The organism is Microvirga sp. (genome assembly GCF_014699075.1).
Classification (GTDB): Bacteria; Pseudomonadota; Alphaproteobacteria; order Rhizobiales; family Beijerinckiaceae; genus Microvirga.
The window spans coordinates 18,781-41,486 of record NZ_JACXAB010000024.1 but is presented as its reverse complement, the minus strand read 5'-3'; the positions used below and the strand labels follow the sequence as shown (position 1 = coordinate 41,486).

The following is a 22,706-nucleotide window of genomic DNA, read 5'->3' as shown; positions in this document are numbered from 1 at the left end:
CGGAAGCAAGCTCGTGGCTAGCGTTTCAATGTATTGGTCTGTGGGGATTGGTCTATGGGCGGAACGCCCTTTCGGCAGACGGCGTTGGCACGGCAAGGCCGTTCGACCGATCAAGGGCTGTCCATGAACCCCATCAAGGCGGAACGGAAGTTAGCTTTATCGATGAGAGGATATGGACGACATTTATGATCCCGATCACCCGAGGCCCCGCAGGCTCGGTACCATCACAGACGGAGCCACTCCCATGGTCCGGATCGGCACGGCCGCCTGGAGCGTTCCGAAGGAGCACGCAGCCCCTTTTCCACTCACGGGATCCCACCTGGAGCGCTACAGTGCCGTCCTCAACGCGGTCGAAATCAACTCCTCGTTCTATCGCCCCCATCGAACGACCACCTATGAGCGCTGGGCCGCGTCGGTGCCGGAGAGTTTCCGCTTTGCCGTGAAGGTCCCGAAGGCCATCACCCACGAGCTCCGTCTCAACGACACTAATGGCCTGCTGGATTGCTTCCTGTCGGAGGTGAGCGGCCTCGGACCCAAGCTGGGTCCACTGCTGGTTCAACTGCCTCCAAGCTTGAGGTTCGAAGTTGGTGTTGCTGACACCTTCCTGAGCGGGTTGCGAGGCCGCGTCGGAGGCCCCCTTGTTTGCGAGCCGCGCCATGCCTCCTGGTTCACGCCGGACGTCGAGGGCCTGCTCGACGAGCTTCGGATTGCCCGGGTGGCAGCCGATCCGGCCCCGGTGTCAGGCGCGGACGAGCCAGGTGGCTGGCGTAGCCTATCGTACTATCGCCTGCACGGCTCTCCCAGGATCTACTACTCTGCCTACACACCGGAATATCTCGCCGCCATTGCCGAGAGGATTGCGAGCGATGCCGCAGCGGGGGTCGAAACTTGGTGCATCTTCGACAACACGGCAGCCTTTGCCGCGACGGGTGATGCGCTCACGACGAGAAGCTTGGTGTTGAACCGTCGGTGAGGATCTCCGTCACACCACAGGCAAACGCCCTTCCGAACCTTACGATCGCCGCGGCGTCCGCATCATCTCCGTGATACGCCGGACGAGAGTCTCACCGCGATACGGCTTGGGCACGAAACGGCCATGATCCGGGATCTCGTCTGGATGCGGTCGGGCGTAGCCGGATGAGATCAGCAGCAGCACATGCGGCCAGCGCTGGTAGACACGCTCGGCCAAGGCCATGCCGTCCATTGATCCCGGCATGTTCACATCCGCGAACAGCACCTGTACCTCGTCAGAGTGCGCCTCAAGCACCACCAGCGCCTCGTCGGCGTTCTTGGCCTCCAACACCCGGAAGCCGGCGTCATCCAGGTCATCGGCGGCAGTCATCCGTACCAATGGCTCGTCCTCAACCAGGAGGACAACGGTTGGCCTGATGGATTCAGAGGGTCTTATTCAGGCCACCGGCGGCTGCGGTTCGCGTATGGCCTTGTCCGCCTCGACCAGCACGTCGAGGCCGCGCCACGGCTTCGGTATGAAGGTGACGGAGTCCGGCAATGCGTCCGGCCGATCACTTGCGGCACCGGACGTCAGAACGATCCGGATCGTAGGCCATAGGGTGCAGGCTGCCCTTGCAAGCTGTACGCCATCCATCGTGCCGGGCAGGCGAATATCGGCAAAGATCATCGCCACTTCCCCTCCCCGATCCTGGAGGCAATGCAGCGCTGCTTCAGCATTCTCAACCTCCACGACGTCGAGCGTCGTTTCCTCCAGCAGCGCCGCAGCGAGTTCCCGAACATCGGGATCGTCCTCGACGATCAGGGCGATATGCGCCTCAGGCTGCATCATGGTCATATTGGTCCTCACTGCTGCCCATCTGCCGCAGAATTGCCGCGAGCGGTTCAGGAACAGGTTCTACAAGCACATCGCGATAGACCTCGGCGAAGGCTCTGGCGATCATGAAGGTCGCGACGTCCGGGCAAACGTCAGCGACATGGGGCAGGCGCACGTCGCCTGAGGCGTCGTGAGGCATCGGCTTTCTCCCTGGATTGTCCCGTCAGCCTGCCGCAGCACCATGAGCGTCAGGCCAACATACGTTAGTCAGGGCAACTGTCAGCTCTCGAGCCGGTTTCAGCGTAGCGGCAGAAACAACGCCTTCCATCTGTTGCAGAAGCCCGGCAATAATCTGCATCGGTTGAACCCTAAGCGTGACCGTTGCGTTGCTTCTGAGAGCAAGGCGAGAGCATGGTGAAGAACCGACAGGCACTGGCGATAATGGTTATGCTGTGGAGCAGCACTGTAGCGGGCCAACCGGATCCACCTCTGCCCCCGCCGCGACCCCGTGATGCTGCCGTTCCCGCACAGACGCCTGCTCCCCAAGCCGAGAAGCCCCTAACCGAGGCTGCGGCACCGTCTCAAACCGATCCCGCCATGTGCCTAACTGCACTCAAAGCGGCGGGCTTTGACATCGAGACGGCGGAGCAGCCTCCAAGTTCGGATGATCGCTGCCGGATCGAAGCCCCGGTTCGGCTGAGGGCGGTTCCGGTGCCATCCCGGCAGGGATCCTCGGTTCGCCTGACGGACGAGCCTATCCTGGCCTGCCGCTTTGCCGATCAACTCGGGCACTGGATGGGAGATCTGGTCGCTCCCCTGGTGGCCGGCATCAAGGACACGGAACTCAAGGCTGTCCGGACCGGCCCCGGCTTCGAATGCCGCAACCGGAATGGTGCAACAACAGGTAAGCTTTCGTCCCACGCAGAAGGGCTTGCCATCGACATTTCCGGCTTCGAGTTCGCCAACGGAGTGACTCTGCGGGTCAGGCCGGACGCCGGCGCCGCGCCGGATCCGGCACTTGCGGCGCTTAGGACCGCTGCCTGCGGCTGGTTCACGACGATCCTGGGTCCGGGCTCGGACGAGGCGCATGGCGATCATCTCCACGTCGACATTGAACGCCACGGATCAAGTGATCGTTACAGAATCTGCCAGTGAAAGAAGTCCGTCCGGGCTCAATTCCTGCTTCGCCGGTATTGGGAACGCGCACGGAGACCTAGCGTTGATGCAGATCACGGGAAATGCTTGCATGACCACAGCCTCGCCCCACCTGATCGCAGCCGTCTCCCTGTCGTGCATTATCACCGCGCTTACGTGCAATCCCCTTCAAGCCGCCGAGATCGACTTTCTTGAGCGCTTTCGCGGCACCTGGTCCGGTTCCGGCAAAGTCCAGCGCGAGGGCAGTTCTCAGCCCCGGCAGGTAACCTGCTCCGTCACCGGAAGCCCGGCCGAAAACCGGATCAGCGCGCAGGGAACCTGCCGCGCCGCTCTCATCTTCACTCGCCCGATCGGTGTTGACCTCGCTTACGATCCCCGCTCCGGCACCTATCATGGCACCTACACGGGCTCTCGGATCGGTCCCGCTCAGTTGACAGGCACCCGCAGCGGCGATGCCGTGAATCTCAGGATCGAGTGGCCCCGCCCAGTCAATGGCGACAAGCAGGCCGCTATGGTCATCAGGAACGATGGTCAGGGCACGTTGCGCATTACCGTTGCGGACAATCTCACGCCCGGCGGCCCCACCCAGCAGACCTCCGAGATCGTCCTGGCACGCCGGTAGCCGGCATGGCGCTGAGCGGTCGGACGCGTACGGTTGGAACTACTGCTCGGTAAAGAAGGTGAGAACGACCTTGCCCTTGTCGCTGACGAGGCACACGAAACGGTTCGGCTTGTCGCTTTTCTCGCGCTGAAGGTAAGCCTCGCCCATGACCACCATCTTGATCGGTGTATCCTCGACCCGAGTGTCTGCCTTTGAGATCGCCAGCGACTCCACGTCGAAGGTCAGGTGCTCAAGCGAGGGTGACCGTTCCTTGAGAGCCGCCAGGCCCGACAGGCGGCACGCCTCGACCTCGCCTGGTACCTGAGCAATGCAAGGAGAAGCCAGAAGGAAGGAGGCGGCAAGCATCGTGAGAGCAAAGCGCATGGATATCTCCGTTGGATGAAATGCGATCGTGCCGTGCTGATAGAGATCCGAGGCTAATGGCTACGGAATTGATTCCCCCTGTACCGCACGATGCACTTCATCGATCAAATGCGACAGACGGTAAGGCTTGGCGAGAAACGCTGCACCCACGGGGATACGCGCTGCGTGACACCTCCGTGACCGGCCCGAAGCAAGAACGACCGGAAGATCAGGCTGTGCTTTGAACGCTCTATGGGCGAGGTCACAACCGTCGCGCCCACCCAAATCGATGTCCGTAAACAGGACATCAATCATCTCCTGGCTGAGAATGATCTCGGCCTCTTCGGCACTGGCAGCAATCAGAACCACGAACCCGGCTTCCTCCAAGGCCTCGGCTGCCACGGCGCGAACCGTGAGATCATCTTCAACCACGAGCACATGGATGGGGCTTGCCTCCAGGGTCGCACATGCGGCTTGGGATGCTCGGCTCCAGAGCGGTGAGATCGGGATCATGCGGGTGCCCTTCCTTCAGGAGTTCGGTTAGCTAACCCCGAACCAGAGAACGTGTTCACAAGGCAACGCGCCTTCCACTCAGCATGGTGAGCAGATCGTTAAGGCTCCGCTCGTCGCCCGCGCTCTTGCACCCGTTCCTGTGCGTCACCAAGACTGACAAACCCGAGCAAACTCACTTGGTCGATGCATTTTCGGACAGAGGATTGAACTCCTGTCTTGGGATTGTGTCAGTGAGGTTCAAACAAGAGAGCAACTGGCTTTAGAACGTCCGGTATTGCGGTCGTAGGAGACATTCGGTCTGCTTCCGCTCAGTGCCATCAACTGACGTCGCACTCTGGAGAAACAAACCGATGTTGCCGGTCATGAGCATGAAACCGGCAGCATCCGAACTCCATCATTCAGTGGGGGTTTACAGGAGATGAATTCTACTCCCCTCCCATAAGCTCTCATCGGCGGCATGTAACAGACGGCATGTCTTTCGGCTACATGGATGCCACATCCCTATTCAGCAACTCCTGAACCGTTTCATCGAGCGTGAGCTTGAAGCGCTTCACCATGTCGTGGACCTGCTCTTCATTGATGATCAGTGGCGGGCAGAACGCGATGACATCACCAATGGCTCGGATAATCAATCCATTCCCATGAGCGCGTGAAAAGACGTGCGCACCGATCTTGCCAACGGGATCGAACTTTGCCTTCGTCGCCTTGTCCGCCACCAGCTCAACAGCTGCGATCAACCCGACGCCACGCACCTCACCAACAAGGGGGCGACCTGCCAGCTTGCGAAGTTCGACCTGCATCACCTCGCCCACGCGCCGCGCATTCTCGACCAGGTTCTTCTCTTCGATGATGTCGAGATTCTCGAGCGCAACCGCCGCAGGAACCGGATGGCCGGATGCGGTGAAGCCATGACCGAACGTGCCGATCTTATGGGAATTGTCGGCGATGCCGTCATAAAGCTCCTGGCTTATCATCACAGCCGCGAGAGGCTGATAGGACGACGTGATCTGTTTCGACAATACCATAATGTCGGGATCGATTCCGTAATAGTCACACGCGAACATAGTCCCGAGGCGGCCGAAGCCGTTGATCACTTCATCAGCAACGATCAGAACGTCGTACTTGCGGCAAACAGCTTGGATCTTGTCCCAATAGGTTGCGGGAGGCGGCAGGACACCACCCGCGCCCATCAGCGGCTCACCGATGAATGCAGCCACCGTCTCGGGGCCCTCCTCCAGAATGACCGCTTCCAGCTCGGCGGCAAGACGATCTGCAAACGCTTCTTCGCTCTCGCCCGGTTCAGCAAAACGGTAGTGGTGCGGGCAGGTGACGTGTCGCACGGGGACGAATGGAAGATCGAAATCTCGTTGGTTGGTAGGAAGACCTGTTAGACTGCCTGAGGCAAGAGTGATCCCATGATACGCATTGGTGCGGGAGATGAACTTCTTCTTCTGGTGCAGCCCCCGTGCATTGTTGTAGTACCACACCATCTTAATGACACTGTCGTTCGCCTCGGATCCCGAGTTCGTGAAGAAGGCGCGCTTGAGACGATCCGGCGTCATCTTCACCAGACGCTCCGCCAGCAGAACCGAAGGCTCGTTAGTCTTGTGGGAGAAGGTATGATAATAGGGCAGCTTCGCCATCTGCCGCGCTGCAGCTTCGACGAGGCGCTTCTCTCCGAAGCCGACAGCCACACTCCATAGGCCGGCCAAAGCCTCAAGATAACGATTTCCCTGATCGTCGTAGACGTAGATCCCCTCGCCGCGATCGATCACGATAGGCCCGATCTCCTCGTGCTTCCTGGCATTGGTGGCGGGATGGAGCACGTATTCCACATCACGGGCTTGAATGGAATTAGGGAGGCCGCGCATGATCATTAATCCTTTGGTTTTTGAACCTCGGTTGACGGCGATGTGAACCGAGGCTTTAGCCATGACCCTCAGCTATGAAGAGAGCTTAGTCATATTGCTGATGGCGCTGTCTCGAGAGCGCTTCGCTTCTGACGCCATCGCAGCAGAGCAGCGAGCCCGCCGAGGCAGAGCGTACCGATGATGAGGAGAAGCGCTGCCGCGGCGACTGTCGGATTGATATTCTCGCGGATGCTCGAGAACATCTGCCGCGCTAGCGTCCTCTGGTTCGGGCCCGCCACGAACAGGGTCAGCACGACCTCGTCGAGGGAGGTTGCGAAGGCGAAGATCGCGCCCGACACCACACCCGGAATAGCCAGCGGCAGGGTCACGCGCCGAAACACCGTGACGGGCGGAGCCCCCAGGCTGCTCGCCGCGCGCTCGATGGATGGGTCGATTCCCTGTAGGGCAGCCGAGACGCTGACGATCACGAAGGGAATGCACAGAACTGCATGTGCGATGATGACGCCGAGATAGGTACTCGCAAGCCCAAGCCGAACGAGGAAGATCTGCATGCCAACACCGAGGACAACAGCCGGCACCACCATCGGGAGCAGGAACAAGGTTCGCAGCAGGCCGACCATCGGCAGAGCCCCTTTGCGCATCCCGAGGGAGGCCAACGTGCCGAGCACGGTCGCAAACACTGTCGCGCCGCCGCCGATGATGAGGCTGTTGACGATGGAAGTTCGCCATACATCGGCTGTGGTGAGCTCGTGCATCCAGCGCATCGAGTAGGCAGGGATGGGATAGTTGAGAAACACGCTAGACGTGAACGCCAGTGGCAGGATGGCGAAGATTGGCATCAACAGGAAGATGACAATCGCGGCTCCGAAGGTGAACTGAAGCGCCCGAAACATAGCCTCAAGCTCCTGGCACTTGGGAGGACGTCGAGAAGCGCCCGTAGATGGTGTAAAGCACGGTGGTTACTACGAGGAGGATCAGGCCGAGAGCGCCTGCGAGCCCCCAGTTGGCGGTGCCGGTTGCGTAGAACGCAATCACGGAACTGATCATCTGATCATTCGCTCCGCCGAGCAGCGCCGGAGTGATGTAATAGCCTATGGCAACCATGAAGACGAGCAGCGATCCGGAGAGAAGACCTGGCAGACTCAAGGGCAGCAGCACGCGCCAGAACGCTCGAACCGGTCCTGCTCCCATCGACTGCGCAGCAGACATGAGGTTGCGTGGGATGCCAAGGATTACGCTGTAGATCGGCAGCACCATGAAGGGCAGAAGCACGTGGGTCATGGCAATCACCACGCCAAGCCGATTGAAGATCAATGGCAGTGGAGAATCAATGAGCCCGATCGCCTGCAGCGCACGGTTGATGAGGCCTTCGTTCTGCAGAAGGATGAACCAGGCAGCCGTACGCACAAGCAGCGATGTCCAGAGCGGCAGGACAACCGCAAGCAGGAGAACCGACCGCTTCCACCCTGTCAGCGAAGCCGCAAGCATCGCGTAGGGAAGCCCAATGGCAGCGCAGGCGATTGTCACCATGGCCGCGACCAGAAGAGTGCGCAGCATGATGAGGCGGTGAGCCGAGGCGTCCGCACCCTCGAGCACGATGCTGCCCGACCCATCGCGCTTCATGTCGACGGCGGCCAGGATGTTGCGATCCGTATAGGGCGGCATCGCTTCCTTGAGCGCTACCCAGAAGCGTGTGTCCTTCCAGCGCGGATCGACCGTGAGAAGATCAACCTGTGCGGGATCAGACGCGGCTTTGACTGCAGGGATGGTCCGCCCGAGCAGGGTGCGGAAGCCCGATGCCGCGCTGTTGAGCCGGCGCACGGCCTCGCCTAGAGCCTGCTCGTCCGTGGCGGCCGTGAGATCCTGCACGAGTGCCTTGTGGGCTGCTCCCGAGGGAATACCCTGGCCATCCCAGGAAACGATACTGGCCGCCGTTCGCGGCAGAACCTTGCTGACTGCGTCGTCGACGAAGGCGGCGGTGACCATCGCCCAGAGTGGCCACAGGAAGAAAACGGCCATGAAGACGAGGACTGGCGAGACCAGCAGCAGGGCACCAGAGCGCTCACGAAGGATAGCTGCTTTCATTGGGTGAGCACCGTGCAATCGCTGGGGTCGAACGAGGCGACGACGGGAGCGCCGACAGCCCAGTTGCCCGCCAGCCGCTCGCACCGCGCCACCAAGCTGAACTCGTCACGGGTGAGTTGAACCCGCATGTGATCGCCGTGATAGATGCAGTCGGTGATGGTCATATCGAGTGCGTTGCTCCCCCCTGGTGCTGCCCCGAGACGAATCCGCTCGGGACGCAGGGAGAAGGATGCCGTCTGCCCAGCTGAGAGACCATTCCCAGCATGCGCACGCGCGCTGAGGCCGGCGCCGAGGGAGAGACGGGCGACCTGATTATCGACGCTCGCGACCTTAGCCTCAATCAGGTTGGTTTCCCCGATGAACTCCGCCACGAAGCGTGTGCGCGGCGTGTCGTAGATGACTTCAGGATCGTCGATCTGCTCGATCCGCCCAGCGTTGAACACCGCGATCCGGTCCGACATCGTGAGTGCCTCGGCTTGGTCGTGGGTCACGAAGACGATGGTGAGACCGAGGCGCTTGTGCAGATCACGGATCTCAAGCTGCATATGCTCCCGCAGCTGCTTGTCGAGCGCGCCGAGCGGCTCGTCCATGAGGATCACGCTCGGTTCGAACACGAGGGCGCGCGTGAGCGCGATGCGCTGCTGCTGGCCGCCCGAGAGCTGCGAGGGCCGCCGGTCCTTCAACTGCTTGAGCTTCACCATGTCGAGCGCGCGCTCGACCCGCTCAGTGATCTCGGCGCGCGGCACGCGCTGCATTTCAAGCGGGAAGGCCACGTTCTCGGCGACGCTCATGTGAGGGAAAAGGGCGTAGTTTTGGAACACGACGCCCATCTGCCGGCGGTAAGGCGGCAGGTGATCGATGCGCTTGCCATCGAGATAGATTGCGCCCTGGGTCGGTCGCTCGAAGCCCGCCAGCATCATCAGGATCGTGGTTTTGCCGGAGCCGGACGGGCCCAGAAGGCTGATGAACTCGCCCTTTTCAATGGCGAGATCGAGCGAGTTCACCACGGTGAGACTGCCGAAGGCTTTTGAGACCGACTCGAACTGAATGAAAGGTCGCATTTTGCTATGCCCTCGATTGTAATTGCCGCAGATGACGCCTTGGCGGGTGCTGCATCCTGCGCCCTCAGATCGGCCATAATGGCAAAAGCCATCTCTCTGCAGGAGAGGCGCGGGCTTTCGCCCGCGCCTCAATTCAATGGCGGATTGGCCAAGCCAGGAGCAGGGTAATGTATCGGGCGCGCCATCGAGCCTCTGAAACTCGCATATCACCCGCTCCTGTCTGCGTGGATTGCCTCGCCGTTACTTTGCGAGCCAAGCGTTGAAGCGCTTGTTGAGCTCCTCGATGTTGTCAATCCAGAAGTCGGCGTCGAGCGGTACCGCGCCAGTCAGGTTCTCAGGCGCGGTCGGCAGGTCCTTCTGCAGGTTTGCCGGTACGGCGGCTGCGGCCGCTTTGTTCGGAAGGCCGTAAGCGATGTACTCTGGCAGCTTCACCTGGTTTTCCGGCACGTTCGCGAAGGCGATGAAGTCCATCGCGGCGTCCTTGTTCGGACTGCCCTTCATGATCACCCAGCTGTCGATGGCGTAGAGGCTGCCGGGCCACACAACCTTGAAGTTTTTGCCTTCGGTCTTGTTGATGCCCGAGATGCGGCCGTTATAGGCGGTAGTCATGACCACCTCGCCAGAGGCCAGGAGCTGCAGCGGCTGAGCGCCCGATTCCCACCATACAATGTTCGGCTTCAACTCATCGAGCTTCTTGAACGCGCGATCGATGCCCTCCGGCGTGCTCAGCACCTTGTAGACATCAACGGGAGGCACGCCGTCAGCCATCAGGGCAAACTCAAGCGCGTATTTGGGGCCACGGCGGAAGCCGCGCTTGCCGGGGAACTTCTTGGTGTCCCAGAAGTCAGCCCAGGATTGCGGCGCTTCTTTCAAGCGGTTCGCGTCATAGCTGAGGGCGGTCGTCCATACGATGGCGCCCACGCCGCAATCACTGACAGCGGCCGGAAGGTAGGCGTCCTTGCCACCGAGCTTACTCCAATCGAGCTTCTCATAATAGCCGTCCGCGCAACCGAGCGCGAGCTCCTCGGACTCGACCTGCACCACGTCCCAGTTCGGTACGCCCGCCTTGATCTTGGCAGCGATCACGCCGATGCCGCCATCCCAGCTCTCGTCGAGAACCGGCTTGCCGGTCTTCTTGGCGAAGGGCTCGAAATAGATCTTCTTCTGCGCGTCTTGGTAGTTGCCTCCCCAGGACACGATGGTGAGATCGCGAGCCTGAGCCGATGTGACGGCCGCACCCGCAACGAGGGCCGTAAGGTAGCCGACGAGCGTCAGTTTCTTGGCAAGTCTCATGATTGGATCCCTCTCTGGTTATTGGTTCCTCCGGCAGGCAAGCACATCCCTGGCGGAAGTTGGAAGCGGCTTGGCCGCCTAGCGGTGAAAATACTAAACATCGAACCGGCCACCCCCCGTCAACTTGAAGGTCAATAGGTTGGCGGCGTGACGGCGCTGAGAACGGTACTCGGCTCGTTGGCAACGTTACGGAAGCGGTGGGGCATGCGGCTGTCGAAATAGTAGCCATCCCCTGCCTTGAGCACTCGGCACTCGTCGCCCACCGTAACCTCAACGGCACCGCGGAGCACTGTTCCAGCTTCCTGCGCCGAATGGGAGAATGGCTCTCCCGTATCGGCTCCGACCGCATAGGTCTCGTGCAGCATCAGGATCTGCCGGTTGGGATGGTTCATGCCCAGCATGCGGTAGGAGACCGTTTGCGCCTTCCCAATTTCAACCCATTCATCGGCCTCATAGAATGGCGAATGACGCACGGTGGAGTTCAGGTCCGAGAAGAAGCCCGTCAGGGTGGTGCCAAGAGCATCCAGAATGGCGCTGAGCGTGTCGACCGATGGGCTCATGCGGTCCCGCTCGATGAGGGAGATTGAGGAATGTGAGATGCCGGATCTCAAGGCCACCTCACGGACTCCGAGGTTTCGCCGGCGGCGAAGCTCTCTGAGCCGGGTCCCGATCTTCGGCATGCCTACCTCATTTTAGTTCGGGGGCCTCGCCCCCGTCTAAACCTGATAGGGGTTCGGTGCGGTCCCAAGCCGCTCATAATTTTCATCATCTTACGCATGGTTAGAATAATGAACAAGAGGGTCAGGGCTAATTGAGAAGCTCCACGACATCATCGAGAGTTGATCCCTGCCAAAAGGAACAAACAATGTTACGACCGATGTCGACCCTGACCGAGAAGGTTACACACCTCAAAGCCCCGAAGCGCGACGCCGACACGGACAATCGCGCGATCGAAGCCACCGTTCGTGACATCATTGGCGCCGTGCGCACGCGCGGGGATGCGGCTGTGCGAGAATACGGCAACGCGTTCGACAAGGTCGATGTGGCCGCCTTCGAAGTCACGGATGAGGAGCGCGCCGAGGCCGTGCGCAACCTCGATCCGCAGACCCGGCAGGACACGGAGTTCGCCATCGAGCGCGTCCGCGCCTTCGCACAGGCTCAGCTCGGCACCATTTTGCCCCTCGAGGTCGAAGCTCTGCCCGGCCTCAACCTGGGGCACCGTGTGATCCCGATCGAAACCGTTGGCGCCTACGTGCCCGGCGGGCGTTATCCCCTACTGTCCGCTCCGATCATGACAATCGTGCCTGCGAAGGTCGCCGGCTGCAAGGAGGTGATCGCCTGCCTTCCACCGACGGCCCACCCAGCCATGATCGCCGGCTGCCATCTCTCAGGCGCCGACCGGATCTTCCGCATCGGCGGTGCGCAGGCGATTGCCGCGATGGCCTATGGCACGGAGACGGTGCCGGCTGTCGACAAGATCGTCGGTCCCGGCAACGCCTTCGTGAACGAGGCGAAGCGCCAGGTGTTCGGCCCTGTGGGCATCGATCAGCTCGCCGGTCCCAGCGAAATCTTCGTGGTGGCAGACGAGACGGGCGATCCGGAGATGATCGCGGTGGACCTTCTGGCGCAGGCCGAACACGACATCCGCACCCGTGTGGGCCTCATCACCACAAGCAGGGAACTGGCCGAGGCCACTCTCGCGGAAGTCGAAAGCCAGCTTCAGGGTCTACCCACCGCAAACGTTGCCGGCCCTGCCTGGCGCGACTATGGCGAGATCGCCGTCTGCACCGATGATGAGACGATGATCGCCTATTCAGACTTTATCGCAGCCGAGCACCTGCAGGTGCACACGCGCGATCCGCATGCGACCGCCAAGAAGCTGCGCAACTATGGCTCGCTGTTCATTGGGTCGCTCGCCAGCGTGGTCTATTCGGACAAGTGCTGCGGCACCAACCACACGCTTCCGACCATGGGCGCCGGTCGCTACACGGGCGGCTTGTGGGTCGGCTCCTACGTGAAAATCTGCACGCACCAATGGCTTGACGAGCGCGGTGTTGCGGCCGTTGCGCCGCCCGCCTGCCGCCAGAGCGAGAGCGAAGGTCTCGAAGGGCATCGCCGCGCGGCCGCATTCCGCTTGAGCCGTGAGCAGCTGTTGAAGAATGGGCCGATCTAATCTCATAATCGGCAGGAACCAGATGATTAGCGACCGGCGGCAGCGCCGGTCGCTCGCTGTTATCAGGTTGCTCAAGACCGGGAGATGATGCCAGCCAAGGTCTCGTCCATGGCGGATAGGAACTGGTCGGCGTTCGCCTTCGAGAAGACCAGCGGTGGGCGGATCTTCAGGCCGTTCGCCGCGCGTCCCGTCGCGCTGATGAGCACTCGCCGCTCGCGCAGGCCGTTCACCAGGGCCGCCGTCTCCTGCGCCGCGGGCTCCTTGGTTGCACGGTCGCGCACCAACTCCACGCCGACGAACAGACCGGCCCCGCGCACATCGCCGATGATCGGATAGCGGTTCGCCAACTCCCGCAGGCCTTGTCGGAGATAAGTGCCCACGCTTCTCGCACTCTCCACTAGGCCTTCCCGCTCAATGACCTCCAGCACTGCAATGCCGACGGCCGAGGAAACGGGGTTGCCGCCGAAGGTGTTGAAATAGCGCACGCGCTTCCCGAACTCACTTAGGACCTCAGACTTCGCCACCATGGCGGCTACGGGATGACCGTTGCCCATGGGCTTTCCGAGAGTCACGATATCGGGCACAACCCCATGGCGCTGGAATCCCCACATAGCCTCGCCTGTGCGACCGAAGCCGGGCTGGACCTCGTCCGCGATGAAAATCCCGCCAGCCTTGCGGATTTCCTCGACCGCTGGCTTCAGGAAGCCTGCTGGATCCGAGAACACACCGTCACTTGAGAAGATCGTGTCGACAATCAGCGCAGCGGGCTTGATATCATGAGCCCTCATATCGTCGATCGCGGCACGAACATGCTGTGCGAAGGCTACGCCCACGTCCTGCCCATTCGATCGATAATGGTCCGGGGCCGGCACGGTGCGCACGTGCTCTCCGAGCCGCATCCCGGCACCGAGCGAGGGCGACATCTCTGCGATGACGCTCGTGACGCCATGGTAGGCAAAGTCGGTGATGATGATACCGGTGCCGCCTGTATGCGTTTTCGCCACGCGCAAGGCCAAGTCGTTCGCCTCGCTGCCCGTGCAGGTGAACATCACCTGCGGGTTCTCGATCGGAAAATAGTCGAGAAGCTTCTCGGCATAATCGAGAACCATGTCGTGCAGGTAGCGAGTATGGGTATTGAGAGTGGACGCCTGCTTGGACAGCGCAGCCACCACGTGCGGGTGGCAATGGCCGACGGACGCCACGTTGTTGTAGACGTCGAGATAAGCCTGGCCATCGGGATCATAAAGCCACACACCCTCCCCGCGCACCACATGGACTGGGTTGGCATAGAACAGCCGGTAGGCTGGCCCGAGCAGGCGCTGGCGACGGGCGATCATCTCCTGCTCGCGCGCGGCTACATCGGTCGCCTTGGAAGGATCATAGGCGTTGATCATGGACATCGGTCACTCCGGGCGGCTGTTTCGGCGAAGATAGGCGCGCGCTTCCACGCTGTCCAAGGAGGCAAAGCGCTCCAACCCAGCCCAGGCTGACGGCGCGTTGCGCAGGATGTATTCGCGGTTCTCCGGCTGGATGTCGGCGCGCCAGCTGGTAATCAGCACCGTCAGTATCATGCGGGTCGCAACGAGGTCGAACAGGATCTCGAACTCGGCGTCCTCAAGCGGAAGTACGGCATGGTATCCGGCAATGAAGTCGGAGACAGTTTCAAGCGGATGCCCGGCATCCACATTCCGATAGGCCGCGGCGACCGCAGGATCGTTCACTAGGGGAGCTAGCACCGCATCGCCGAAATCGATCACACCGGTCACATGGCCATGATCGCTGCCCGCCACGAGCACGTTGTGCGGGTTCAGGTCGTTGTGGATGACTTGCGTGCGCAGGTTCGGCATGGCCGGCAGCACGAATTGCTCGAACCGGTCGACGAACCGCTCCACAAGAGCACGCCGTTGCAGGTCCTCAATATGCACTAGCAGGGGGCGAAGGCGGTGGGCGTGCTTCATGTCCCACATCAGCTCATGGTTGGAAGCCGGATGCTGGAACTCCCGCATGGCGAGATCGATCCGGGCGAGCACTCCGCCCATGTTCCGCCGCTGGCGCCGGCTGGGCTGTGCCTTGTACATGGGGACGCCCTGGAGAAACGTATAGAGGCGCACGACGCTTGGCGGCTGACCCGGAAGCGCGAGCATGATGTCGGGCGTGCCTTCGACGGATCTGACAATGCGCGGCACAGGCAACGAGGGATCTGCCTGCTCGATGTGCAGCAGGAGTTTGGTTTGGAAATCCGTCACCTGACGGTCTTCGACAGGATTGCTGATCCTCAGAAGGAAATCATTGCCGTCCTCCGTCCTGATGTGGAAGTTGCTATCCCGCTCGCCAGGCAGCTGAGTCGGCTCGCCGCGAATGCTGAAATGCTGAAGCGCAATTGCCTTCACTTCCTCGGCCGCAGCCACGGGCACAGCGGTTTCGAGCACTGCATTGATGCTCGCTTGCGACGTCGTCGACATGATTGGGCTTACCTCGCCAGAACGGCCCGTGGTCATTCAGACTCCGGGACATGTGGGCGGCTCCGCATGGCGGAGGCCTCAGGCGGACAATAGCCGTCTGCAGCAATTTGTCAGCCATTTTCCGCCGAACGATGAGCGCTATTCCTCAGCTCTCTTGGCGGAAGCGTCTCAAGCCCGGCGGTTCTGTCTCCATGTGGTTTGGCTGAGGTAGCTCTCGACCGACAAGGCGTGCCGTGCAAGCGGAGAGCCGCTACGGCGGCTAGTGCGCCGACAACCCTCGGATCTGGGCTTTTTCCCGGCCTCCCCCAGACCTGTACAGGGGTATGCAGCGATCCGGAACAATGGTCCCGCCCTGTTACAAGGAGCGACGCCCTTGCTCCGTTGATGCAGCCAAGGGCCTGAATGCTTGGCATAACAGGTCGTGACCAGAGACTTGACGGACGAAGGACAGCTCTGGGTCAGGTGGTGAAATTCGTCCATTGACAGGAACCTCTGGTGTTACTGTCGGAAGCGGACGTTCCGTTTCCTTTCAGCTCAGTGCCAGAAGCAGTCGTTCTCCCCTGCTGCCGAGTCGGAGGTCTTATGCCGCCGAGTTCAACGCGCTTGAGAGTGCATCAATAAACAACCTCACCTTGGCCGGGACCATCCGTCGCGTTGGGTAGATGGCCCAGATCGCGAGCATCTCGGGTGCTGCGTCCGTGATCCGGACCTCCGCGAGTGCGCCGCTCGCGAGACCCTCCTTCGCCATCCACTCCGAGAGGAGTGCGATACCGAGCCCACCGATGCACGCCTGATAAACTCCTTCAATGGTACTCGCCGTGAAACGGCCACCGATCTTCACGGGTGCCGTTTGATCGGGGCCGCTGAAGCTCCAATGGGTGGTGCCCGTAATCGCTAGACACTCATGGTTCCGCAGGTCAGCCAGGGTTGATGGCGGCCTTCTCGCTTTGAGATATTCCGGTGATGCGAAGAGCCCCCTTGGATTGGGAGCCAAGCGGCGAGCGATCAAGCTCGTATCACTCAGCTTCGCGATCCGCACAGCAAGGTCGAGGCCTTCGCTCACGATATCAACGACGCTGTCTGTCAGGAGAAGGTCAACGCGAACGTCAGGGTTGGCCTTCATGAAGGCAACCGCTGCAGGGGCCAGTACCTTGCGGCCGAAGCTGGATGGCGCTGTCACGCGTAAGAGGCCTGATGCGCCCGATGCCGCCTGGCGCATACTCGCCAATGCGGCATCATGCTCTTCCAGCAGAGCCTGCGCATGAGGCAAAAAGGTTTGTCCCTCGTTGGTCAGAGCCAGCGAGCGTGTTGTCCGGTGCATCAGGCGGACGCCGAGCTCCCTTTCCAGAGCAGCGAGATGCCGTGTGGCGGCCATCGGGGCGATGCGCAGCCGCCGAGCAGCCGCAGCAAGGCTCCCCGCACCGGCTGCCTCAACAAATACCGAGAGTGTCAGGAAGTCCATTCTATCGCCTGAAGATATAGTCGCCTATCAATCTAGGGTACTACAGCTCCTTGCGAGATAGAATAGCTTGATGCCCATTGGCTCGCGGATGAACCCGCGCCGCATCAGCCGATGGAGAGGTACAATGCTCGCGCAGACCCCGGTGGATCTCACCGCTCCGACCACTCTAGGACGCGGAACCATCTTCGCGATGGCGGTAGCCGCCGGAATTGCGGTCGCCAACATCTACTACAACCAGCCGATGCTCGGTGTGATGGAGCGAGACATGCCCGGCTCGCTAACAGGCATGATCCCTACCGCAACTCAGCTGGGATATGCGCTGGGACTTGTCCTGCTCGTCCCTCTCGGTGACCGGATTGAGCGACGGAGGCTGATCGTCGTACAGTTCGGTGCGCTGGCGCTCGCACTCGTGCTCTGCGCCATAGCGCCAACTCCGGCTCTTGCCGTCGCAAGCTCGTTCATTGTCGGCCTTGCTGCGACAGTCGCGCAGCAGATCGTGCCCCTGGCCGCTCATCTGTCCTCCCCCGAGCGTCGCGGTGCCACCGTCGGGGTCGTCTTGTCCGGCATTCTCACAGGCATTCTGCTGAGTCGGACGCTGGCCGGGTTCATGGCCGCCCAGGTGGGATGGCGGGAGATGTTCTGGCTGAGTGCTCCGATGGCGCTCGGTGCCGGCGGTCTCATGGCGCTCTACCTGCCTACGAGCCGGCCTGACACGTCGCACTCCTATGGTGCGCTCATCCGCTCCCTCGCGCATCTCTGGGTTGGATTGCCGGCGCTGCGCCTTGCGGCGGTCACTCAGGCGCTCATCTTCGCGGCGTTTACACTCTTTTGGACCATCCTCGCCTTTCGCCTCGAGCAGCCTCCCTACGGTCTTGGTGCAGACATCGCCGGCCTGTTCGGCATCGTGGGCGCCATTGGGATTGTCGCAGCACCTGTTTCTGGCCGGTTCGCTGACCGGCATGGCTCCACTCGGATAGTACTGACAGGAGCTGCCCTGACCTCCATCTCATGGATAGTTTTTGGCATCTCGGGATCGCTCGTGGGGCTTATCCTTGGAGTGATCATCTTAGACGTCGCCATGCAGGCAGCCTTGGTCGCCAATCAGAGCATTGTATTCGCATTGCAGTCGGAGGCGCGGGCTCGCCTCAACACAATCCTGATGGGATCCATGTTCCTCGGCGGAGCCCTCGGCTCGGCATCCGGAACGGTGGCTTGGCAAGCAGGCGGCTGGTCCGCAGTGGTCGGGCTTGGACTAGGGCTCGGATTTGCTGCGGTGGCTCTCCAGCTTGTCAGAGCGCGGCGCTCGTCACCCGAGTCGGGTCAGTAAGCCACCCGGTTTGCGCTGCAATCCCTCGGCCCTCGTCATCGACTTTTTACTGCCCCGGCAGGGGTCATTCGAAGCCGTAAGCAACCTCTATCACCATAGTTGCGTGGAGAATTCACCATGATCAGCCGGCGCATGTTCGTCTTCGGGTCTTCTGCCTTGCTTGCGTCGTGCACGTCACAGCCTAAGCCTCAGTTGTCGACAGTTGTACCCGTGGTAGATCCGCTCCATGGAGATTTGTACACGGATATCGTCACAGAGCCGTTCCCGCTCCCGGCCGTAGACACCACCGCAATCGACAGCCGATTTCTGAGGCGTATCGTTCCTTACGTGACGCGGGAGCAGCCCGGAACAGTCGTGGTGAACACTGCCACACGGTTCGCCTATCTCACCCTCGGGGGCAATCATGCCATTCGGTATGGCGTTGGCGTCGGTAAACAGGAGGCGTTTAACTTCCAGGGCACCGCCATCGTCGGCCGCAAAGCGGAATGGCCCCGCTGGAGGCCGACCCGCGACATGATCCGGCGGGAACCGGATCGCTACGCCAAGTATGAGAACGGCATGGATGGCGGGCCGGAGAACCCGCTCGGCCCGCGCGCGCTCTATCTTTACAGAGACGGACAGGACACGCTTTATCGTCTGCATGGCACCACGGAGCCGTGGTCGATCGGCTCGATGGTATCGTCCGGCTGCGTGCGGTTCCTCAACCAAGACATCATCGATCTGTACAAGCGAGTTCCAGTTGGCGCAAAAGTCGTTGTTCTGGCGGCGGCCGGGCAGCCGCCAGATGATCTATCCGCAAGCTGAGGACACAAACTGGTGGGAGTTGGCCTGATCATGTCATCAGGTAAGTCAGGTGGGCTATCCCGCTTCTTGCGGTCAAGCAAAGCAGGCGGCATCGGTCAGAGGTTGCTGCCGGACTCAGGTCAGGTGGCGCAGCGTGCCCGGGCTAACGGGAGGCATGCTCCTGCCCTACTGCCGACGACGTCAGCCCCACCAGTAAGTCACAGTTCAAAACAATGAGGTTGGGTGTCGCCTTTGGGGCAAAGTGTAATGTTGAACGAACCAGATGGAGGCCCGCTTGTCGCGCCATATACAAAAATTCGGCTTACTTCTGGAACCTGCCATCAATCGACATTTGCGGGTTTATTTAGACCCAGAACTGCCTGTTGCGGGGAGGCTTGCCAGCAAGCAAGTAGACGCGGCTTCGTTCTCGCCCCACCCCATTTGCCGGGCATACCGTCAATCCCCACGTATCCGTGTGGGCCTCGACCTCCTCGCAGCTGAGATCGCCCTGCAACAAAATTCCCCTGAAGGCTTGTGAACGGACAAGCCGACCCTGGGAGATTGAATTGACGCGGAAGATATGCGCAGACTCGGTTGTAGATGGCAGCAAGACGATTTACGTCCCAGTCGTTCAGGTTTCGCTTCTGCCGATCCCGCGCAGCAAGAGCATCAATCGATCAAGGCAGGGGACGAACCGGTGAGCTTGCCGTTGCATGAGAAAGGTCACTCTGAGCTGCAGGATCAGGGGCCCGTTTCGGAAACTATTCTTAAAACGACTTCCGAGATCGCTTTTGGTCCGTTCCGGCTCGTCCCAGCCCAGCGTTTGCTTCTGCAGGATGGCGAACCGGTTGCCTTGGGCGGCCGTGCCTTTGACATTCTCCTCGTCCTGACGGGTAAGGCAGGCGAGATTGTTAGCAAGGATGAGATCTCAAGCGTCGTCTGGCCGGGGGTGTTCGTCGAGGAGAGCAATCTCAGGGTGCAGGTTTCCTCGTTGCGCAGGGCCCTTGGCGAGAGCTCCTCCGGCAAACCCTATATCGTCACCGTCCCGGGTCGAGGCTACGCGCTTTCGGTCGATGTGACAGCGCCAACGGCGCCCTCCAAAGAACCCGATCCCAAGCCAGGTCCGGTGCCGACCGCACCGAGCGTGCCCCTTCCCCTGAAGCCGCTCGTGGGTCGGGAGGAGCTCGTCGCCCTAGTCGACTCAAAGCTGTCGGAAAGGCTGGTGACGCTGGTCGGCCCCGGCGGCGTGGGCAAAACCTCATTGGCTCTCGCTGTCGCCCAGAATGCCCACAGGTTTGCGGATGGGGTCCGGGTCGTCGAGCTCGCCACGTTGGAGGATCCGCGGCTCGTTCCGACGGCGCTCGCCTCAGCCCTCGGCCACCCGGTGCGGTCGGAGAACCCGCTTCCCGGCTTGCTGGCCACCTTGCGCGACAAGCAGATGCTCCTGTTGCTCGACAACTGCGAGCATCTGATCGACGCTGCCGCGAGCCTCTCCGAGCAGATCATGATCGAGGCCCCGGCCATCAGCGTCATCGCGACGAGTCGCGAGCCTCTGCGCGCCGAGGGGGAGAACGTCGTCCATGTGACGCCGCTCGCGTTCCCCGCGGAAGGCGGGAGCCTCTCCCACGAGGCGGCCCTGGCCTATCCAGCCCTGCAGTTATTCCTCCAGCGGGCGAAGGCCAGCAACGATAGTTTCGCTCTCTTGGAGACCGAGGTCCCGCTGCTGATCGAGATCTGCCGCCGCTTGGATGGCATTCCTTTGGCGATTGAGCTGGCGGCGGCGCGGGTGCACGCCTTCGGCATCGCAGGCCTGGCCTCCTTGATGGATGACCGCTTCCGCGTCCTGACGAGCGGGCGCAGGACCACACTGCAGCGTCATCAGACGCTTCGGTCCGCCATCGACTGGAGCTACGAGCTCCTCTCCCCCATGGAACGCACCGTGCTCAGGCGGCTCTCGGTCTTCCAGGGAGCGGTATCGCTGGCAGCGGCGACTGCCGTGACGGGCGCAGACTTCCTTCCGGCCGAATTCGCGGACATCGTGGCCGACCTTGTGCTGAAATCGCTCGTTGTGGCGGAGGGGGCGCCGACGATCCGTTACCGGCTGCTCGATTCCGTCAGGGCCTATGCACGGGAGAAGCTCTCAGACAGTGGCGAGGACCTCGAGTTCGCGCGCCGCCATGCCGAATATTTCGCGGCGGCTCTCTCCCGTCCCGCAGGCGGCCCCGGGGCTGCGCCGGAACCGTGCCTCACGCGGAGTGACTCTGAGATCAGCAATGTGCGCGTTGCCTTGGACTGGTGCTTCTCCGAGCAGGGTGACCGCAATCTCGGGGCCACGCTCACGGCCGCTGCCGTTCCGCTTTGGCTGAGCCTGTCACTGCTGGAGGAGTGTCGCTCGTGTGTGGAGCGCGCCCTCGTTGCGCTTGGACCGGCCGCCGCCCAGGGCGGTCGTCGTGAGATGCAGCTCTATGCGGCCTTGGCGGGCGCCACGATCAACATCAGGGGAGCCAGCCCGGAAACGAAAGCCGCTTGGTCAGCCGCCCTCGCCATCGCCAAGCGCTTGGGCGATGTTGATTACCAGTTGCGGACGCTGTGGGGGCTGTGGCTCCACCACTATACGAGCGGCCCCCACAGCGAAGGCCTCTCGACCGCGCATCGGTTCCAGGAGATCGCCAAGGGAGCGGGCCTCGACGATGACGTCCTGATTGGCTTCCGGATGGCCGGCGCGGCGCATTGGGCTCTTGGCGAGTTGGCCGACGCCCGTCTCGTGGTCGAGCAGATGCTGGCCCGGTATGTCGCGCCGGCTGACCGGTCGCATCTTGCCCGCTACCACTTCGACCAACGCGCCGCAGCGACTGCTGTTCTTGCGCACACGTTGTGGCTGCAAGGTTTCCCGGACCGGGCCATGCGTGTCGCGTTGGACATCGTCGATGAAACGAGCGCGCTCCAGCACGACTCCTCGGATTTCGCCGCTGTCGCTCTTTGCGGTTGCCGGCTAGCGCTCCTGACCGGGCATCGTTCCGCGGCCGAGCGCCTTGTGAACCGCCTCCAGGAGCTCACGAAACGTCAGGTCAATTACGGCACCTGGGTGCGGGCCTACAGCGCACAGATGCTGATCGACCAAGGAGACGCGGAAGCGGGGTCGCAACTGTTGAAGACAGCTCTGACGGAGCTGCCGCAGACGGCCTTCCATGTGCAGCATTCACCGTTCCAAGCCGCTCTGGCGGAAGGGCTCGCGGCAGCGGGCCGGGTCGCGGAAGCGATGGCGGTGATCGAGGAGGCGCTGGCCGGAAGCAAAGCCAAGGAAGAACATTGGTTCAGACCCGAACTCATGCGCGTCAAAGGCGAGATATTGCTTCGCTGTCTGAGAGAACAACCGGAAGCGGCCGAGCAGGCCTTCGCGAGCTCACTGGCATTGGCGCGCACGCAGGGAGCCCTCTCTTGGGAACTACGGACCGTAACCAGTTTGGCACGACTGCACAGGTCGCTGGGGCGTCCTGACGACGCTCTCGGACTGCTCGCCCCGGTCCTCGCCAAGTTCGAGGAGGGCTTCCGGACAGCCGATGTCGCCGCAGCCGCGGCTCTCGCAGAGGCTCTCGCAGCCCGAAGAAGCACGCAATCCCCCTTATCCTGACCGAATCCCGCACGGATTGCTCCGTCAGGAGCCTCTTTAGCGGTTCCAAGTCTTGCCCGACGCGTCTCAGGATCGTCGGACGCAACTCCGCTCGCGAGGACGCCGCGTATTTGCGCCATTTCACAGAAATTCACGGCGAT

General features: G+C 61.6%; 21 protein-coding genes. 7 read left to right on the top strand and 14 right to left on the bottom strand.

Annotated features, from left to right (window positions below; translation table 11 throughout):
- Nucleotides 1–244 precede the first annotated feature (244 nt).
- The gene (locus IC232_RS22255) at nt 245–973 is read left to right on the top strand and encodes a DUF72 domain-containing protein (protein WP_190847157.1); all 729 of its coding nucleotides are present in this window, start codon (nt 245–247) and stop codon (nt 971–973) included.
- Nucleotides 974–1,012: 39 nt separating this feature from the next.
- Here IC232_RS22255 and IC232_RS22250 read toward each other — a convergent pair whose 3' ends face one another.
- From IC232_RS22250 to IC232_RS22240, 3 genes are read right to left on the bottom strand one after another with little or no spacing between them, the layout of a single operon-like run.
- The gene (locus IC232_RS22250) at nt 1,013–1,369 is read right to left on the bottom strand and encodes a response regulator (RefSeq protein WP_281413416.1); all 357 of its coding nucleotides are present in this window, start codon (nt 1,367–1,369) and stop codon (nt 1,013–1,015) included.
- Between the two features lie 39 nt (nt 1,370–1,408).
- On the bottom strand, nt 1,409–1,807 hold the full coding sequence (locus IC232_RS22245) for a response regulator (protein ID WP_190847140.1): 399 nt from the start codon (nt 1,805–1,807) through the stop codon (nt 1,409–1,411).
- Nucleotides 1,788–1,985 (bottom strand): hypothetical protein, encoded by a 198-nt coding sequence (locus IC232_RS22240; protein WP_190847139.1) that lies wholly within the window; start codon nt 1,983–1,985, stop codon nt 1,788–1,790. Before IC232_RS22240 ends, IC232_RS22245 begins: the two co-directional genes overlap by 20 nt.
- Before the next feature lie 398 nt (nt 1,986–2,383).
- On the opposite strand from IC232_RS22240, the gene IC232_RS22235 reads away from it, so the two are divergent.
- Both IC232_RS22235 and IC232_RS22230 read left to right on the top strand, forming a co-directional pair.
- Nucleotides 2,384–2,941 carry an extensin family protein gene (locus tag IC232_RS22235; protein WP_190847138.1) on the top strand — a complete coding sequence of 186 codons (558 nt, stop codon included), beginning with the start codon at nt 2,384–2,386 and terminating at the stop codon, nt 2,939–2,941.
- Between the two features lie 91 nt (nt 2,942–3,032).
- Nucleotides 3,033–3,563, top strand: coding sequence for a hypothetical protein (locus IC232_RS22230; RefSeq protein WP_190847137.1), 531 nt, complete (start codon nt 3,033–3,035; stop codon nt 3,561–3,563).
- Nucleotides 3,564–3,602: 39 nt separating this feature from the next.
- On the opposite strand, the gene IC232_RS22225 is transcribed toward IC232_RS22230, so the two are convergent.
- The 8 genes from IC232_RS22225 to IC232_RS22190 all read right to left on the bottom strand — a co-directional run bounded on the left by IC232_RS22225 (nt 3,603) and on the right by IC232_RS22190 (nt 11,408).
- Nucleotides 3,603–3,926 (bottom strand): hypothetical protein, encoded by a 324-nt coding sequence (locus IC232_RS22225; protein ID WP_246812336.1) that lies wholly within the window; start codon nt 3,924–3,926, stop codon nt 3,603–3,605.
- Between the two features lie 60 nt (nt 3,927–3,986).
- Nucleotides 3,987–4,418, bottom strand: coding sequence for a response regulator (locus tag IC232_RS22220; protein WP_190847136.1), 432 nt, complete (start codon nt 4,416–4,418; stop codon nt 3,987–3,989).
- A gap of 482 nt (nt 4,419–4,900) precedes the next feature.
- Nucleotides 4,901–6,289 carry an aspartate aminotransferase family protein gene (locus IC232_RS22215; protein WP_190847154.1) on the bottom strand — a complete coding sequence of 463 codons (1,389 nt, stop codon included), beginning with the start codon at nt 6,287–6,289 and terminating at the stop codon, nt 4,901–4,903.
- A gap of 89 nt (nt 6,290–6,378) precedes the next feature.
- Nucleotides 6,379–7,182 carry an ABC transporter permease gene (locus IC232_RS22210; protein ID WP_190847135.1) on the bottom strand — a complete coding sequence of 268 codons (804 nt, stop codon included), beginning with the start codon at nt 7,180–7,182 and terminating at the stop codon, nt 6,379–6,381.
- A 4-nt stretch (nt 7,183–7,186) separates the two neighbouring features.
- Nucleotides 7,187–8,374: an ABC transporter permease gene (locus IC232_RS22205; RefSeq protein ID WP_190847134.1), complete on the bottom strand. Its 1,188-nt coding sequence runs from the start codon at nt 8,372–8,374 to the stop codon at nt 7,187–7,189.
- Nucleotides 8,371–9,435 carry an ABC transporter ATP-binding protein gene (locus IC232_RS22200; protein ID WP_190847133.1) on the bottom strand — a complete coding sequence of 355 codons (1,065 nt, stop codon included), beginning with the start codon at nt 9,433–9,435 and terminating at the stop codon, nt 8,371–8,373. The genes IC232_RS22205 and IC232_RS22200 overlap by 4 nt, the downstream gene beginning before the upstream one ends.
- 240 nt (nt 9,436–9,675) lie before the next feature.
- On the bottom strand, nt 9,676–10,728 hold the full coding sequence (locus IC232_RS22195; protein WP_190847132.1) for an ABC transporter substrate-binding protein: 1,053 nt from the start codon (nt 10,726–10,728) through the stop codon (nt 9,676–9,678).
- 131 nt (nt 10,729–10,859) lie between these two features.
- A complete protein-coding gene (locus IC232_RS22190; protein ID WP_190847131.1) occupies nt 10,860–11,408 on the bottom strand; it encodes a cupin domain-containing protein in 549 nt (182 codons plus the stop codon).
- Nucleotides 11,409–11,593: 185 nt separating this feature from the next.
- Here IC232_RS22190 and hisD point away from each other — a divergent pair, with 185 nt between their 5' ends.
- Nucleotides 11,594–12,901, top strand: coding sequence for a histidinol dehydrogenase (gene hisD, locus IC232_RS22185; RefSeq protein ID WP_190847130.1), 1,308 nt, complete (start codon nt 11,594–11,596; stop codon nt 12,899–12,901).
- A 71-nt stretch (nt 12,902–12,972) separates the two neighbouring features.
- Here the strand turns inward: hisD and IC232_RS22180 are convergent, their stop codons facing one another.
- From IC232_RS22180 to IC232_RS22170, 3 genes are all read right to left on the bottom strand, one after another.
- Complete coding sequence (locus IC232_RS22180) at nt 12,973–14,301, bottom strand: aspartate aminotransferase family protein (protein WP_190847129.1); 1,329 nt, start codon at nt 14,299–14,301, stop codon at nt 12,973–12,975.
- A gap of 3 nt (nt 14,302–14,304) precedes the next feature.
- Nucleotides 14,305–15,363: a phosphotransferase gene (locus tag IC232_RS22175; protein ID WP_190847128.1), complete on the bottom strand. Its 1,059-nt coding sequence runs from the start codon at nt 15,361–15,363 to the stop codon at nt 14,305–14,307.
- Nucleotides 15,364–15,943: 580 nt separating this feature from the next.
- Nucleotides 15,944–16,825 carry a LysR family transcriptional regulator gene (locus IC232_RS22170; protein ID WP_190847127.1) on the bottom strand — a complete coding sequence of 294 codons (882 nt, stop codon included), beginning with the start codon at nt 16,823–16,825 and terminating at the stop codon, nt 15,944–15,946.
- A 124-nt stretch (nt 16,826–16,949) separates the two neighbouring features.
- Between IC232_RS22170 and IC232_RS22165 the strand changes: the two genes are divergently transcribed.
- The 3 genes from IC232_RS22165 to IC232_RS22155 all read left to right on the top strand — a co-directional run bounded on the left by IC232_RS22165 (nt 16,950) and on the right by IC232_RS22155 (nt 22,566).
- Nucleotides 16,950–18,152: an MFS transporter gene (locus IC232_RS22165; protein ID WP_210335461.1), complete on the top strand. Its 1,203-nt coding sequence runs from the start codon at nt 16,950–16,952 to the stop codon at nt 18,150–18,152.
- 234 nt (nt 18,153–18,386) lie between these two features.
- The gene (locus IC232_RS22160; protein ID WP_312895218.1) at nt 18,387–18,956 is read left to right on the top strand and encodes a L,D-transpeptidase; all 570 of its coding nucleotides are present in this window, start codon (nt 18,387–18,389) and stop codon (nt 18,954–18,956) included.
- Between the two features lie 559 nt (nt 18,957–19,515).
- Nucleotides 19,516–22,566: an ATP-binding protein gene (locus tag IC232_RS22155; RefSeq protein WP_281413413.1), complete on the top strand. Its 3,051-nt coding sequence runs from the start codon at nt 19,516–19,518 to the stop codon at nt 22,564–22,566.
- The last annotated feature ends 140 nt before the right edge of the window (nt 22,567–22,706 follow it).

Bases quoted from the DNA above. Each gene is read 5' to 3' on its own strand.
- IC232_RS22255 (WP_190847157.1), top strand. From the start codon at position 245: ATGGTCCGGATCGGCACGGCCGCCTGGAGCGTTCCGAAGGAGCACGCA.
- IC232_RS22245 (WP_190847140.1), bottom strand. From the start codon at position 1,807: ATGACCATGATGCAGCCTGAGGCGCATATCGCCCTGATCGTCGAGGAC.
- IC232_RS22240 (WP_190847139.1), bottom strand. From the start codon at position 1,985: ATGCCTCACGACGCCTCAGGCGACGTGCGCCTGCCCCATGTCGCTGAC.
- IC232_RS22235 (WP_190847138.1), top strand. From the start codon at position 2,384: ATGTGCCTAACTGCACTCAAAGCGGCGGGCTTTGACATCGAGACGGCG.
- IC232_RS22230 (WP_190847137.1), top strand. From the start codon at position 3,033: ATGACCACAGCCTCGCCCCACCTGATCGCAGCCGTCTCCCTGTCGTGC.
- IC232_RS22225 (WP_246812336.1), bottom strand. From the start codon at position 3,926: ATGCGCTTTGCTCTCACGATGCTTGCCGCCTCCTTCCTTCTGGCTTCT.
- IC232_RS22220 (WP_190847136.1), bottom strand. From the start codon at position 4,418: ATGATCCCGATCTCACCGCTCTGGAGCCGAGCATCCCAAGCCGCATGT.
- IC232_RS22215 (WP_190847154.1), bottom strand. From the start codon at position 6,289: ATGCGCGGCCTCCCTAATTCCATTCAAGCCCGTGATGTGGAATACGTG.
- IC232_RS22210 (WP_190847135.1), bottom strand. From the start codon at position 7,182: ATGTTTCGGGCGCTTCAGTTCACCTTCGGAGCCGCGATTGTCATCTTC.
- IC232_RS22205 (WP_190847134.1), bottom strand. From the start codon at position 8,374: ATGAAAGCAGCTATCCTTCGTGAGCGCTCTGGTGCCCTGCTGCTGGTC.
- IC232_RS22200 (WP_190847133.1), bottom strand. From the start codon at position 9,435: ATGCGACCTTTCATTCAGTTCGAGTCGGTCTCAAAAGCCTTCGGCAGT.
- IC232_RS22195 (WP_190847132.1), bottom strand. From the start codon at position 10,728: ATGAGACTTGCCAAGAAACTGACGCTCGTCGGCTACCTTACGGCCCTC.
- IC232_RS22190 (WP_190847131.1), bottom strand. From the start codon at position 11,408: ATGCCGAAGATCGGGACCCGGCTCAGAGAGCTTCGCCGCCGGCGAAAC.
- hisD (WP_190847130.1), top strand. From the start codon at position 11,594: ATGTTACGACCGATGTCGACCCTGACCGAGAAGGTTACACACCTCAAA.
- IC232_RS22180 (WP_190847129.1), bottom strand. From the start codon at position 14,301: ATGTCCATGATCAACGCCTATGATCCTTCCAAGGCGACCGATGTAGCC.
- IC232_RS22175 (WP_190847128.1), bottom strand. From the start codon at position 15,363: ATGTCGACGACGTCGCAAGCGAGCATCAATGCAGTGCTCGAAACCGCT.
- IC232_RS22170 (WP_190847127.1), bottom strand. From the start codon at position 16,825: ATGGACTTCCTGACACTCTCGGTATTTGTTGAGGCAGCCGGTGCGGGG.
- IC232_RS22165 (WP_210335461.1), top strand. From the start codon at position 16,950: ATGCTCGCGCAGACCCCGGTGGATCTCACCGCTCCGACCACTCTAGGA.
- IC232_RS22155 (WP_281413413.1), top strand. From the start codon at position 19,516: ATGCGCAGACTCGGTTGTAGATGGCAGCAAGACGATTTACGTCCCAGT.